The sequence below is a fragment of the Hominifimenecus sp. rT4P-3 genome (assembly GCF_051055405.1).
Classification (GTDB): Bacteria; Bacillota; Clostridia; order Lachnospirales; family Lachnospiraceae; genus Pseudolachnospira.
The window spans coordinates 2,688,545-2,702,504 of record NZ_CP167068.1 but is presented as its reverse complement, the minus strand read 5'-3'; the positions used below and the strand labels follow the sequence as shown (position 1 = coordinate 2,702,504).

The 13,960-nt window shown below is 49.0% G+C and carries 10 protein-coding genes; 9 read left to right on the top strand and 1 reads right to left on the bottom strand.

The features are described 5' to 3' along the window. The first annotated feature begins 35 nt into the window (after nucleotides 1-35). From ACCC71_RS12415 to ACCC71_RS12405, 3 genes are all read left to right on the top strand, one after another. Nucleotides 36-1,088 (top strand): aminopeptidase, encoded by a 1,053-nt coding sequence (locus tag ACCC71_RS12415; protein ID WP_434309940.1) that lies wholly within the window; start codon nucleotides 36-38, stop codon nucleotides 1,086-1,088. A gap of 148 nt (nucleotides 1,089-1,236) precedes the next feature. Further along, complete coding sequence (locus ACCC71_RS12410; RefSeq protein WP_434309939.1) at nucleotides 1,237-2,493, top strand: PTS galactitol transporter subunit IIC; 1,257 nt, start codon at nucleotides 1,237-1,239, stop codon at nucleotides 2,491-2,493. Between the two features lie 97 nt (nucleotides 2,494-2,590). Beyond that, on the top strand, nucleotides 2,591-5,788 hold the full coding sequence (locus ACCC71_RS12405) for a UvrD-helicase domain-containing protein (RefSeq protein ID WP_434309938.1): 3,198 nt from the start codon (nucleotides 2,591-2,593) through the stop codon (nucleotides 5,786-5,788). Nucleotides 5,789-5,815: 27 nt separating this feature from the next. Here the strand turns inward: ACCC71_RS12405 and ACCC71_RS12400 are convergent, their stop codons facing one another. Then, the gene (locus ACCC71_RS12400) at nucleotides 5,816-6,799 is read right to left on the bottom strand and encodes a helix-turn-helix domain-containing protein (RefSeq protein ID WP_434309937.1); all 984 of its coding nucleotides are present in this window, start codon (nucleotides 6,797-6,799) and stop codon (nucleotides 5,816-5,818) included. 327 nt (nucleotides 6,800-7,126) lie between these two features. Between ACCC71_RS12400 and ACCC71_RS12395 the strand changes: the two genes are divergently transcribed. The 6 genes from ACCC71_RS12395 to ACCC71_RS12370 all read left to right on the top strand — a co-directional run bounded on the left by ACCC71_RS12395 (nucleotide 7,127) and on the right by ACCC71_RS12370 (nucleotide 13,959). Next, entirely contained in the window at nucleotides 7,127-8,365 is a 1,239-nt protein-coding gene (locus tag ACCC71_RS12395) for a DUF1015 domain-containing protein (protein ID WP_434309936.1), read from the top strand. A gap of 223 nt (nucleotides 8,366-8,588) precedes the next feature. Next, complete coding sequence (locus tag ACCC71_RS12390) at nucleotides 8,589-9,698, top strand: tripartite tricarboxylate transporter substrate binding protein (RefSeq protein ID WP_434309935.1); 1,110 nt, start codon at nucleotides 8,589-8,591, stop codon at nucleotides 9,696-9,698. Nucleotides 9,699-9,815: 117 nt separating this feature from the next. Then, nucleotides 9,816-10,301, top strand: a complete 486-nt coding sequence (locus ACCC71_RS12385) for a tripartite tricarboxylate transporter TctB family protein (RefSeq protein WP_434309934.1) — start codon at nucleotides 9,816-9,818, stop codon at nucleotides 10,299-10,301. A gap of 16 nt (nucleotides 10,302-10,317) precedes the next feature. Further along, nucleotides 10,318-11,835, top strand: coding sequence for a tripartite tricarboxylate transporter permease (locus tag ACCC71_RS12380; RefSeq protein ID WP_434309933.1), 1,518 nt, complete (start codon nucleotides 10,318-10,320; stop codon nucleotides 11,833-11,835). 160 nt (nucleotides 11,836-11,995) lie between these two features. Beyond that, the gene (locus ACCC71_RS12375) at nucleotides 11,996-12,988 is read left to right on the top strand and encodes a sugar ABC transporter substrate-binding protein (RefSeq protein WP_434309932.1); all 993 of its coding nucleotides are present in this window, start codon (nucleotides 11,996-11,998) and stop codon (nucleotides 12,986-12,988) included. After that, a complete protein-coding gene (locus ACCC71_RS12370; RefSeq protein WP_434309931.1) occupies nucleotides 12,985-13,959 on the top strand; it encodes an ABC transporter permease in 975 nt (324 codons plus the stop codon). Before ACCC71_RS12375 ends, ACCC71_RS12370 begins: the two co-directional genes overlap by 4 nt. The last annotated feature ends 1 nt before the right edge of the window (nucleotide 13,960 follow it).

Here is a 13,960-nt window from a genome sequence, read left to right as displayed (position 1 = left end):
ATGCAATATCTAAGTGATATGAGGAGGAATCAAGTATGTACGAGTATGAACTGGCAAATGCCTGCCTGAAACTTCTGCGCGATATGTTCATGCTGCAGCCGGGCGAGAGTATTGCGATTACCTGCGACACCGAAAGCAGTATGGAGGTTGTGGATGCAACCGCGCAAGCGGCTGTTATGTTGGGCGCAAAGCCTTTGGTGCTGAAGATTGCGGCCCCCCGCGACTGCGGAAAGGCTGGAGATATCGATATGCCCTCGGACGCTCTCGTCGGAGCGATCAAGAACTCGGACGCCTGGGTAGAGTATAACAATAAATGGATTTTTTATTCGGAGACTTATGACCGCATCATTGAAGATCCGGAGAATCGTCCCCGTTACATGAATCTGTGCGGCGTAAATCCAGAACTGATTGTCCGCAATATCGGCAAGGTGGACAATAACCTGTTAAATGAGTTCATCATGGCTATGGAAGCTTACAGCAAAGCTGGCAAGCATTTCCGCGTGACGACTCCGGCTGGTACGGACGTGGAATTTGACAACGCTCCAGGCCGCGAATACGCGACGGCGGACGGCTTTGTTCGGAAGGGACAGATCGCCATGTTCCCTGGCCAGATCAGCTGGGCGCCTGTTTTTGAGAGCGTAAATGGTACGATTGTAGTAGATGGAACCATTTCTCCGCCTTTGGGAGCGGTAAAGAATCCGATCAAATTTACCATTGAGAAAGGGTATATCACGAAGATTGAAGGCGACGGTACCGACGCTATGGAATATGCGGCATGGCTGAAATCCTTCAACGATCCGAACATGTACCTGACCGCTCATATTTCTTATGGCTTTGGACCGAACGCAAAGCTTTCCGGCGATATTGTAGAAGACGAGCGTGTGTGGGGCTCTACCGAATGGGGCTTCGGAAATGTGGGACCTCAGCTGGTGTCGGACATTCCAGGAGGCATTCCGGCAGCCAGCCATTCGGATGGTATCTGCCTGAACTCCAGCGTATGGCTGGATGGCGTTCAGATCTTGGATAAGGGCGTAGTCGTAGGCCCAACTCCGGAGATCGTGGCTTTGGCTAGAAAGCTGGGCAAATAAGAGAAAAATATAGCTGGAACGGGATTATGTGATATTGTATTGCGGAGGCGTCTTTACCATTCGGGAAAAGCGCCTCCGCCTTTGGACGTATTGGAAACATTTGGAGAGTCGCTTTTGGGCTATTGTGAGGACAGGGGAGAACATATTTATGGACGCTTTCATTGGATTTTTTTCTTATATCTTGAACCTAGGAGCTGCTGCAATTCTTCCAATCAGTATTTTTCTGATGGGGCTTCTGTTTCGTCTGGGGCTAGGGAAATCGATTAAGTGCGGGATTATTACGGGCATTGGTTATATCGGAATTTCTCTTACGATCAATTTGCTGATGGAAAACTTGGGAGCCGCCGCCCAGCGGATGGTAGAGAGAATGGATCTTTCTATGACGGTGGTGGACGGCGGTTGGGCTTCCGGAGCGGCGGTTGCCTGGAGTTTTCCGATTTCCTCGCTTCTGGTATTGGTTTGCCTACTGGTCGACGTTGGGATGATTGTAACCGGACTGACCAAAACGTTGTTTATTGATATTTGGAATTACTGGCATATTCTATTCATCGGAGTGGCGGTTCACGTGATCACCGGAAGTGTAATTTTATCCGTGATATCGGTAATTTTAGCGGAAGCCGCCGTGCTTGTGACGGCAGATCGGACGGCGCCGCTAGCGGAATCCTATTTTGGCCTGGAAGGGGTTTCCCTGCCGACGGCTTCCTCTATGATGTGGGTTCCCATTGGTTTTTGTGTCGATTGGTTGTGGGATCGGATTCCAGGACTCCGAAATTGCCATATCGATGAGAAATGGATCAAAAATCATCTGGGAATTTTGGGAGAGCCGGCGATTCTGGGCGTTCTTCTCGGCTGCGGTATGGGCGTTTTAGCGGGATATGATATCGGCGGCATCTGGAATCTGGGAATTCATCTGGGAGCAGTCATGTTCTTGCTTCCCAAAATGGTGGAGGTTTTGGTGGAAGGGCTTCTGCCTTTGTCCAGAGCTGCCCAGGAAGTGGTAGGTCGGCATTTTCAGGGAAGAAAACTTTATATCAGCCTGGATGCCGGGGCGGCGCTGGGAGATCCGGCGGTGATCTCGACAGCTTTGCTTTTGACACCGATTTTGGTTTTATTGGCGGCTGTTCTTCCGGGCAATCGGGTGCTTCCTTTTGGAGATCTGTCATGCCCTTATTTTGTGGTTTTTATTGTCGCGCACAATAAAGGCAATATTTTAAAATCCGTATTGACGGGAACCGTACTTTTGGCGATTACTCTATGGATGGCGTCCGACTTTACTCCTTTCTATACGGAATTGATGCAGGCTTCCAATTATGCGTTCCCAGAAGGAATGAGTCAGATGTCCAGTCTATCTTGCGGCGGAAATATGTTCAACTGGATTTTAATGAGGCTGGCAGCTCTCTTTTAAAATGTCACTGTTTGTGAATTTCGGTTGCCCAATTTTGTCGAATATGCTAAACTAAACGACGAATATCGGAAAAATGTGTTGGAAATGAGGTGACCGGATGTATATCGGAGATTTGCATATTCACTCAAAATATTCACGTGCGACCAGTCGGGATTGTACGCCGGAATATTTGGATTTGTGGGCTAGGAAAAAAGGAATTGACATTGTTGGCACCGGAGATTTTACTCATCCTGCCTGGCGGGAGGAATTAAAAGAAAAGTTGGAGCCCGCTGAAGAGGGGCTCTATGTGCTAAAAAAGGAATATCAGATCAAAGCAGAAGATGCGCCGGATGATCGGAGGCCCCGTTTTGTTGTGACGGGTGAGATCAGTTCCATCTATAAAAAATGGGACAAGGTTCGAAAAGTACATAGTTTGCTGCTTCTTCCCAGTCTGGAGGATGCGGACTGTTTGGCGAGGCGTCTGGAGCTAATCGGAAATATCCATTCGGATGGCAGGCCGATTTTGGGCTTAGATTGCCGGGATTTGCTGGAAATTATGCTGGAGGCCTGCCCACGGGCCATTTATGTGCCGGCGCATATCTGGACCCCGCATTTTTCTTTGTTTGGCGCGTTTTCCGGTTTCGATCGTATCGAAGACTGTTACGGGGACTTAACCCCGTATGTCCATGCGTTGGAGACCGGCTTATCGTCGGATCCGCCGATGAACTGGCGGATCTCCGCTCTGGATTCTTATCAACTGATTTCCAATTCGGACGCCCATTCCCCGGCGAAGCTGGGCCGGGAGGCGAATCTTTTTGACATTCCGTTATCCTATGATCACCTGGCCCGTGCGATTAACCAAGGGGAAGGGCTGGCTGGGACCTTGGAATTTTTTCCGGAAGAGGGGAAATATCACTTTGACGGGCACCGGAAATGCGGATTATCCTTAGATCCCAAGGAAGCGATGCAATATGGAAATATTTGTCCTGTCTGCGGAAAGAAGTTAACCATCGGCGTTTTGCATCGGGTGGAAGAGCTGGCGGACCGGGAGGAGGGCTATATTGCGAAACAGGCCAAGCATTTTGAAAGTTTGGTTCCCCTTCCGGAAGTGATTGCCGCGTCGATCGGTGGAAGCGCGGCGGGAAAAAAGGTACAGCAGCAATATGGTCAGATGCTGTACCGCCTGGGGGCGGAGTTCCCAATTCTCCGGGAAGTGCCGGTGGAAGATATCCGGAAGGTGGCCGGTCCTTTGGTTGCGGAAGGCATCAAGCGGCTGCGGGAAGGAAAAGTAGAGCGCACGCCGGGGTTTGATGGGGAATATGGAACCATTCACCTGCTGGATACGCAGGAGATGGATTTTTTGCAGGGGCAGCTGAGCCTGTTCACACAGGAAGAACGAAAAGAGATGGAACGGAAACCCATATTTGGGGCGTCTCATTTGGCGGCGTCGAAGAGCGTGTCTTTAAGAGCCGTGGAAAAAGCCGGGACGGAAACAAAAAGAAAGGCAGAGGCCAACGGGGATTTATGCGGGCTGGACCTGCTAAACCAGCAGCAGCGGGAGGCTGTCTGCGCGACAGAACGGGCGATAGCGGTTATCGCTGGTCCCGGAGCTGGGAAGACGAAGACGTTGATCACTCGTCTGCTGTACATGCTAAAGGTGCGGAAGATTTCTCCGGCGGAGATCACGGCAGTGACCTTTACCAACCGGGCGGCGGCTGAAATGCGCAGTCGACTGGAATCTTTGCCAGGAGGAAAGAGCATCGCAAAGCAGCTTCATATCGGAACCTTTCATTCCATTTGTAATCAGCTGCTAATAAAAGCAGGCAGAACTTTTTCCATTGCCGATGCAGGGCTTCAGCAGGAACTGGCGGAACTTACAAAAAAGAAATTCCAGTTGAAGATATCGGCCAAACATTTTCTTCGGGAGCTGTCCTTAAAAAAGAGCGGGGCAAAGGGAGAGCCTTCGGAGGAAACGGGTGATTTGGAGGAAGCCTTTGCTTATTATCAGGAACAGATGGAAGAAAAAGGCGTGCTGGATTATGATGATTTGCTCTTGGAAGGGCTGCGTCTGTTTCTGGAAACAAAAGATTGTCTGGAAGAGGAGAATCCGTTCACTTATCTTCTGATCGATGAATTCCAGGATATCAATCCGATCCAATATCAGCTGATCGGCGCCTGGAACCAAAATGGAAAAGAGCTTTTTGTGATCGGTGATCCCGATCAATCCATCTATGGTTTCCGTGGGAGCGATTCCCGGTGCTTTATGCGTCTGAAAGAGGATTATCCGGATTTGTGCCAGATTCGCCTGATTCATAATTATCGGTCTACACCGGAGATTCTTTCCAGCGCGCTTTCCGTGATTTCCCATAATGAAGGAGCGCCAAGGCGGATGGAAGCGGTCAAAAAAGAAGGACATCCAGTTCGCATTGTCGCCGCGCCAGGTGAGAAAAGCGAGGCGATCTTTATTGTCAAGGAGATCAACCGCCTGATTGGTGGCATCGATATGCTGGATGTGGAGGAAAATGAGAGCCGCGAAGGCAGAGAAACCAGGAGCTTTTCTGATTTGGCTATTTTATACCGGACTCACAGGCAGGCTCGTCTTTTGGAAGAATGCCTCCGCCAGGAGGGAATTCCCTATGTGGTCGCTGGCCGGGAGGACTTCCTACTGGAGCCGAAAGTAAGAGGCGCGCTATACTTTTTCCAGTATGCGCTGCATCCGGAAGATGAACAGGCGGGAGAGCGGGCGGCAGAGCTCATTTGGCCGTTGGAGGAAAAAAGGCGGGAGCGGTTGGCGCTTCTCATGGGGAAATTTGAAAAGAAGGTTTTGAAGGGAAAACCAGTGAAACTGTTGGAAGAATGGGCGGCGGATACCGTCGGAGCAGAGGATGAGTCTTTGAAAAAACTGGCCGATATGTCTGTGCTTTACGCCTCCATGGACGCTTTTTTGCAAACCTTGTCTTTGGGCGAGGAAGGCGATGTGCGGCGCAGCGGCGGAAGAAAGTTTGTGTCCGACGCAGTGACTCTGATGACGTTTCATGGGGCAAAGGGGCTGGAGTTTCCTGTGGTTTTCCTCTATGGCGTCAAAAAGGGGCTGGCGCCTCTGGAAATCGGACGGGAAGCAGCTGACTTAGAGGAAGAACGCCGGCTGTTTTTCGTAGGGATGACACGCGCCAGGGAAGAGCTGATTTTGACCACTTCCACGGAGGATTCCATATTTTTAGAAGAAATCTCCGCGGAAGCAGTCAAAAGAGAGACGGCGAAGAAAGAAAAACCGCTGGAAGAAATCACACAGCTGAGTTTGTTTGACTTTCTGTAAAGGGGATTTCCGTTGACAACGGGAAAACTACTTTTTTGAATTCTTCTGGCTCAGGAAGACGGTAATTGCGCCGAAAAGTACTCCGGCGCAAGGCCAGATGATCCAAGTTCTTCCCCATTTCATGGTTAGAAAGCTCAGCAGCAGATAGGCGGCCGCCACCATGCACCAGTAGATGCCGGCGACCGGGCCGATCTTTTTGCTGATGATTTTTCTTTCTATGGAATAATCGCCTGTTTGCAGCAGTTTTTGGTAGCTGTCATGTATCATGCCAACGCGGATAAAGAGGAAAACCGCGGCGGAGACAATGATCAGCAAAAGATCCAGGCAGAGAAGGACGGTAAGCTGGGAGTAACCAAGAACGCTGACAGTGACCAGAGGGATAACGGAGACAATGCAGAGGATAACGCCAAGTACGATCCCCTTGATAAAGGTCGGTTCGTGCTTGGCTTTTTTCTCTTGAACCAAGCCGGAAATTCCATATTCTAATTCAAAAACTTCTTTTTCTAAAAATTGATATTTTTCCAGGGGAATGCCTGTGGTAATAAACGTAGCGACGGCTCCGGTTATCAGAACCAGCAGGACGATAAGGCCGATCCCCAGCGCCGCACCGTGGGGAAGTACCGCGTCCGGAGCTTGAGACAGGCCCAGCAGATAGAGAAGGACGATGGGAGACACGATACAGGCGGAGACTGCGGGTGCAATCCGGCGGGAAGATTTTTGAACCAGCTCCATGTAGGTCGACGCTTCTTCCAGCGTAATTTTCCGCATGGCGCTGTCCCCCTCGGATTTTATAAAGACCAGATCCTCTTCCCCTTGATCATCTTTTAATAGATAGTCAGTGGTAACGCCAAAGATTTGGCTTAGCTTGATGATTTTGTCTAAATCCGGAATAGAAACGGCGCTCTCCCATTTGGAGATGGATTGCCTGGAAACGTTCAATTGTTCCGCTAGATCTTCCTGAGACCAGCCGGATTTTTTTCGGAGCAGAGATATTTTATCCGCTAAAATCATAATAGAACCTCCTTTTCGGTTTTCTGTTTGTTTTAGAACGATATCGTTTGAAGGTAGAAATAGTTTAACAAAAAATCCGGTTGACAACCACCAAGTGCGCTTTCCTATTCCGCAACCAGCGGTTGCAACTGACGTGCAAAAGAGCAAATCAAAGGATTTTTCCTTAGTGTACTGCCGGAAAGCCAAACTGTCAAACGAGTTTGGAAAATGATTTTTGGAAGAAGGAATTGCGCCCGGATTTTAGTTGTGTTATGATACTTTCAGTTGGCAAGGGCGTGTATGTTCTTGTTTGTGGAGGAACAAAAAACAGAAAAGGAGATTTTCGTTATGGCAGTATTGAGACCTTTTGCGGCGATTCGGCCGGTTCCTGAATTGGCGGAGCGAGTGGCTGCGCTGCCCTATGATGTGATGAACAGCGAGGAGGCCCGGGAGATGGTAAAAGGAAATCCATATTCCTTTCTCCATGTGGACAAAGCGGAGATTGATCTAGATCCGTCCATCGATCTTTATGATCACCGGGTTTATGAAAAGGCAGCGGAAAATCTACAAAAAATGGTGGATGAGGGCGTTTATCAGCAGGACGAGACGCCTTGTTACTATATTTACCGGCAAGTGATGGATGGGCGAGTGCAGACCGGATTGGTTGGCTGCGCCTCCATCGACGATTATCTGAACAACCATATTAAAAAGCATGAGCTGACCCGCGCGGAAAAAGAGGCGGACCGTATCCACCACGTGGATACCTGCGATGCCAATACCGGGCCGATTTTTTTGACTTACCGTTCGGAAGAAAAGATGGACCGCCTGGTGAATACCTGGGCGGCGGAGCACACGCCGGTATATGATTTCACCGCGGAGGACGGTATAAGGCATACGGTTTGGCGGATAGACGACAAGGCTGTGATCGATCAGTTGGAAAAATTATTTCAAAAGGTGCCGGATTTCTATATTGCCGATGGCCATCACCGGGCTGCTTCGGCGGTTAAGGTGGGTATCAAGCGCCGGGAAAATCATTTGGATTATACCGGGGAGGAAGAGTTTAATTACTTTTTGGCCGTGCTGTTTCCAAACAGCGAGCTTTCCATCTGGGATTATAACCGTGTGGTTGCCGACTTGAACGGCCTTAGTGAAGCGGAATTTCTGAAAAAGGTGGAGGAAGCCTTTGAGATAGAATCATTGCCGGAACAAAAAAAGCCGGAACAAAAGCATACGATGGCGATGTATTTGAATCACCGTTGGTATCTTCTGCGCGCAAAAGAGGGAACTTTTGATGAGAGTGATCCGGTTGGGCGGTTGGATGTTACGATTCTTCAAAAGAATCTGCTGACGCCGATACTTGGGATCGGGGACCCCCGGACCGATGAACGAATTGAATTTATCGGCGGTATCCGGGGACTTTCAGAGTTGGTGCGTCTCGTAGACGGCGGGAAAGCAGTAGCATTTGCCATGTATCCGACCACCATCGAGGATTTGATGGATATTGCGGACAGCGGCAATATTATGCCTCCTAAGTCCACCTGGTTTGAGCCGAAGCTGCGCAGCGGACTGTTTGTACATCGATTGTAAAGAAACTCTGACAATCCATAAAGCGTAATATATGGGAGTTGCTGCTCCATAGATGAGAGATCATTTAGGAGCGGCAGCTCTATTTTTATTTTGATCAAAAATAAGCAGATAGGAAAATGAAAAGACACGAAATCAAAAATATTTCCACTGCCTTTTTTGTAAGATTCCGTTACGATAGCAACAGAAGGAAAAAGCAATCTTTTCAAAATGGAGGAGAAAAAACATGAAACTGAAAAAGTTAATGGCAACGGGATTCGCGCTTTGTCTGGCAGTCTCCATGTTGGCTGGCTGCGGCAGCGGAAGTAATTCTACCACAGCAGCGCCCACCACGGAAGGCGCTGCCACAACGACGGCAGCAGCCGGCACAGAGGCAGAAGGAACGACGGCGGCGCCCTCTACCGGCGATACGGATTTTCCGACCAAGAATGTAAGCGGCATTATTCAGTGGGGAGCCGGCGGCGGTACGGACAATCTGATGCGTCCTTTGGCGACTTTAGCGGAAAAAGAACTGGGTAAAAGCATTGTTGTAGAAAACAAGGCCGGCGCTACCGGTACCATTGCAACTCAGTATGTATATGACAAGGAAGCGGATGGCTATACGCTGTTGATGGGCGCAGAGAATCCACAGCTCTATACGGCGCTGGATTTGTTGAATCTGACTTATGCGGATTTTGAACCTGTATTCTTGATCGGTGACGAGACTGTTGGTATCGTAGTCAGCAAGGATTCTCCTTATAAGAGCTTTACGGAACTGATCAATGCGGCTTTGGAAAAACCCGGAGAGCTGACCATTTCTACCACAGGTAAAGGCGGCCTGCCTTGGGAGGTTGGTTCCTTTATTACGGCCGTAACGGGTGCTACCTTTAATCAGGTGCCCTATGACAGCGATGCTGCCGCTAAGACCGCTGTGATCGGCGGAGAGTGCGATTTTACTGTCTGCAAGATTCAGTCTGGTATTGAAGATTATAAGGCGGGGACCTTGAACTTCCTGTGCATGTTCTCCAAAGAGCCTGCTCCGGCTATGCCAGAAGTTCCGTTGATTACCGCAGAATATCCGGATTTCGAGCAATATATGCCTTGGGGACCGTTCTACGGCGTGTTTGTAAAACAGGGAACCGATCCGGCGGCCATTGAGAAGCTGGGAGCTGCTTTTAAGAAAGCCTATGAAGATCCGACCTATCAGGAACAGTTGGCCAATACCAATGTCAACGCGCTGGGTCTGACCGGCGAGGAAGCAAAAGAATATATGAAAAATTGGCAGCTGAATACGATCAATGCTCTGAATAAGAGCGGCGCTATCGAAAAGACAGCCGCAGATCTTGGTTTAGAGTAATCCGTTTAAAATCGAAACTGCTGAGTATCAGGGATGCCGCCTTTTGGCAGATCGCCGTTAGGCGGCATCCCTTTTCAAAACCGAGGCGGCTCTGCCCGGTAAGGTGAGGTTGGTAAGATGGAGGAGAAAAAGGAAAACTTATATAAACCGGGAGAAAAAGGCTTTGCCGTGTTTTTGTTTTTGTTCGGCGCCTATTTCCTTTATGAATCATGGAAATTGTATCAGCAGGAGCCGGGAGCTTCTTCTTATGGGGCGGTACCGCTTTTTGTCAGCGCTTTGATCGTCATCTTTTCTTTGGCAATTTTGCTCTCGGATCGGAAGAAAAAAACCGAAAACCATGGGCTTTCCGTGGGGGAAACAATAAAAAAGACCCTGAGCTATATGTTCCCGCTGGATGTGCTGGCAGTATTTGTCCTGATTGTTTTATATTGTGTGGGAATGCAGATTGGGCTGGGGTTTGTCTGGGTGACTCCGGTATTTTTGTGGGTCAGCATGAGCTACCTGATGAGAAAGGGCTATATCAAGAATATTCTCTGGACGGCGCTCTGCATGGCATTTATTCTTTTCGTATTTAGTTACCTGTTTAGCGTCGTACTGCCGTAAGGAGGAGAGAAGATTCATGGAAGTATTACAATATCTGTTGATTCCGTTTACGAATCCGATTCTGCTGGTATTTGTGGCGGTCGGTTGCTTTGCTGGAATTTATATTGGCGCGATTCCAGGGTTATCGGCTACGATGGCCGTATCCCTTCTCGTGTCGTTTACTTTTGGCTGGGAAACCCAGTCAGCTATTGCGTTGATGATCGGTATTTTTGTCGGCGCTGTCTATGGAGGCTCCCGTTCCGCTATCCTATTGAACATTCCCGGAGCGCCGGCGGCGGTGGCAACTGCCTTAGATGGCTATCCGATGGCTCAAAAGGGAGAAGCCGGACGGGCGATGGGAATCGCGACCACCCAGTCCGTAATTGGAACCATCATTGGCATCATCGCATTGGCTTGTTTTGCACCGCTGGTATCGAAACTGGCGTTAAAATTTTCCTCTGTGGATTACCTGCTCTTGGGCATCATGGGAATGATGATGGTTGGAAGCTTGGGGAGCAAATCCATCTTTCGAGGATTGACGGCGGCTGCCATCGGCGTACTGTTGGGGACGGTTGGCATGGATACCATGACTTCTACCCCCCGGTTTACCTATGGCATTACCTATCTGCTTCCGGGCGTGAATTATGTGGTAGCGATGATCGGGCTATTCGGCGTATCGGAGGCCTTGATCCAGATTACCATGAAAGATATTCAGCCGGTAAAGCAAGATGTAAAGAAGATAATTCCGTCTTTGGATACGATAAAAAAATATATTCCTTTGACCCTTCGCTCCTCCTTGGTAGGCGTCGTGGTCGGAGCTCTGCCGGGAGCCGGAGGAGATATCGCGGCGCTTCTAACCTATGATCAGGCAAAGCGTACGGTGAAAAATCCGGAAGTTCCTTTTGGGCAGGGAGCTGTGGAGGGCCTGGTGGCTCCTGAGTCAGCGAATAATGCCGCGATTGGCGGCGCGTTTATTCCGATGCTGACATTGGGCATCCCTGGCGACGCTGTAACTGCGGTTATGATCGGCGCTTTGACGATTCACGGTTTGAAGCCGGGTCCCAATCTGATGACGACGACCCCGGATTTGTTTTACCTGATTGTCAGCTGCCTGCTTGTTGCCAGCGTCTGCCTTGTGGTTTTTGGACTGACTGGCGTAAAGATTTTTACCAAAATTGTGGAAATCCCTCGTGGAATTCTTTTGCCATTGATCATTATCCTTTCCGTAGTGGGAGCTTACGCGATTCAGAACAGCTTGTATGATATTTTCTGGATGCTAGGTTTTGGCGTGCTGGGATATTTCCTGAAACGTTATGATTATCCGGTAGCTCCGTGCGTATTGGGAATTATTTTGACCAAGCTTTTGGAAGAAAACTATCGCCGCGGCGTAATGTTGAAAAAAGGCGTGCTGGGAATGGTTGGAAGCATCTTTACCAGTCCAATCTCTCTGCTTTTATTCCTTTTGATTGTGTTTATGTTTACCACACAGACGCAGACTTATAAAAAGTGGAAAGAAAAACGAGAGGCAGCAAAAGCCGCGAAGAAGGAAAAGTAAAGAATATGAGGAAAGTCCCCCTGGTGCCCAGCGGCAGTATGCCCTGAGGACCAGGGGAATTTTGGGCTTCTGCTTGACATTTTTTTATTTTGTGTGTTGTATTTACCGATATTTGTTTATTATAATCAAAGGTACGAAATGCGAAAGAAAGGGGAATTGTATGAAAAGATTACGTTTCCTTTTGGTTTTAGGAGGAATGCTATTTCTCATCGGCTGCCGCCAGGATGCAGAACCAGATGCGTTGACGATCGGTGTGTCCATCAATGCGATGCGCTCCCCTTTCATGATCGGACTGGCCCAAGGGATTCGAGACAGGGCGGATGAGCTGGGGATTCGCCTGATTGTATCGGAGTGCAATGGAGACGGCCTTGTTCAAACGAATCAGATGATGGATTTTTTGATCCAGGATGTGGATGTGGTATTGGTAGAGCCATTGGATACGGAGGCAGTTGTGCCGGTGATAGAAGAAATTGACGCAGCGGGGATACCGATATTTTGCATTGATACCAGTGCAAATACAGATTTGGTAAAATGTTGGATTGGGTCCGATAGCTTGGAAATGGGGCGTCTGGCGGCACGATATATCGCAGAAGCTTTGAAAGAGCGGTATGGAGAGTACCGTGGTAAGGTGGTAGATTTGATGGCGTCTTTGACTACGACCTCTGGCGCCAATCGGACGCGTGGATTTACGGAAGAATTGGAGCAATATCCAGACATTGAGATCGTTGCACGGCAAAACGGAAATTTACAGTTGGACAAGGCTCAGGATGTAATGATTGATATTCTCCAGGCCAATCCGAACATCGACGCAGTCTGGTGTTCCGGGGACACCAATGCTCAGGGGGCTCTCCAGGCGATGCGCCGTTCCGACCGTCTGTTGGCCGCTGGCGAGGAAGGACATATTATCCTGGTTTCGGCGGATGGCGCACCGGAATCCTTAAAAGCCATAAGAAACGGATATCTAGACGCCTGCATTTCTCAGAATCCCATTGGAATGGGACGTGTGGCAATTGATATGATTGTAGATTACTGGGAAAATGGGAGACTTCCGGAAAAGACTTTTTATCCCTATCCTTTATTTACCGTTACGGCGGATAATATTGACAGCGAAGAATTTCAGGAGTACGGCGTATGGGCGGAGGAAATTCGATGAGGATGAGTAAAAGAAGAACCTGGTTTGGAACAGCGCTGATGAGATATCGGTCTCACTTACCGGCGTTTTTGATGTTATGCCTGTTAGGACTGTTTTTTTCTTTGCAGACGGAGCAATTTTTCTCTTTCCAAAATTTTATTAATATTATGACGCAGACCGCAGCAATGTCTATCTTAGCGGTTGGTTTGACATTTGTATTGGTAGGAGGACATTTTGATATTTCCGGCGGCTCTGTATTGGCTTTGACGGGAGTCTGCTGTGGAAAGCTGCTTCTTGGCGGCGTGCCGGTTCCGATTGCATTATTGTCTGGAATCGGCTTAGGAGCGTTGGTAGGCCTATTTAACGGTTTCTGCGTGGCAAAGCTCCGGCTATCTTCCTTTATTTTGACATTGACTACGTCCATTATGGTGAAAGGGATTGCGGCGGCTGTATCGGGAGGGCGGACTTTGAGTGGATTGCCGGAATCTTTTAACTTTCTTGGAGCAGGGAAATGGGGAGGTCTTCCAATTCCGGTGATTCTGACGATCGCTTTGTTTGTTGTATTCCATTTTGTTTTGTCGGGCACGATTTATGGCCATCGTGTGTATGCAGTCGGAGAGCATGCGGCACATGCAAAAAAAGCGGGAGTTCCCGTGGAGCGGATTGTGATTACAAATTTTGTGTTGGCGGGCTGTCTGTATGGAGTGGCGGCGATTGTTTTAACTGGCCGTCTCGGCGCGGCAGTTTCTACCAATGGGCTAAATATGGAGATGATGGCGCTCTCTGCGCTTGCCATCGGAGGGGTTTCGATGGCAGGAGGCCGTGGAAATATGATCGGAGCTTTCTTAGGGTGTCTGATTATCGGCGTTTTGTCCAACGGGTTGAATTTATTGAATTTATCGCCGTATTATGCAGATTTTATCCGGGGCGTTGTGATATTTGGAACGCTGGCGTTGGAAAGTTTCCGCGTTATGTGGAAAAAAAGAGGATAAG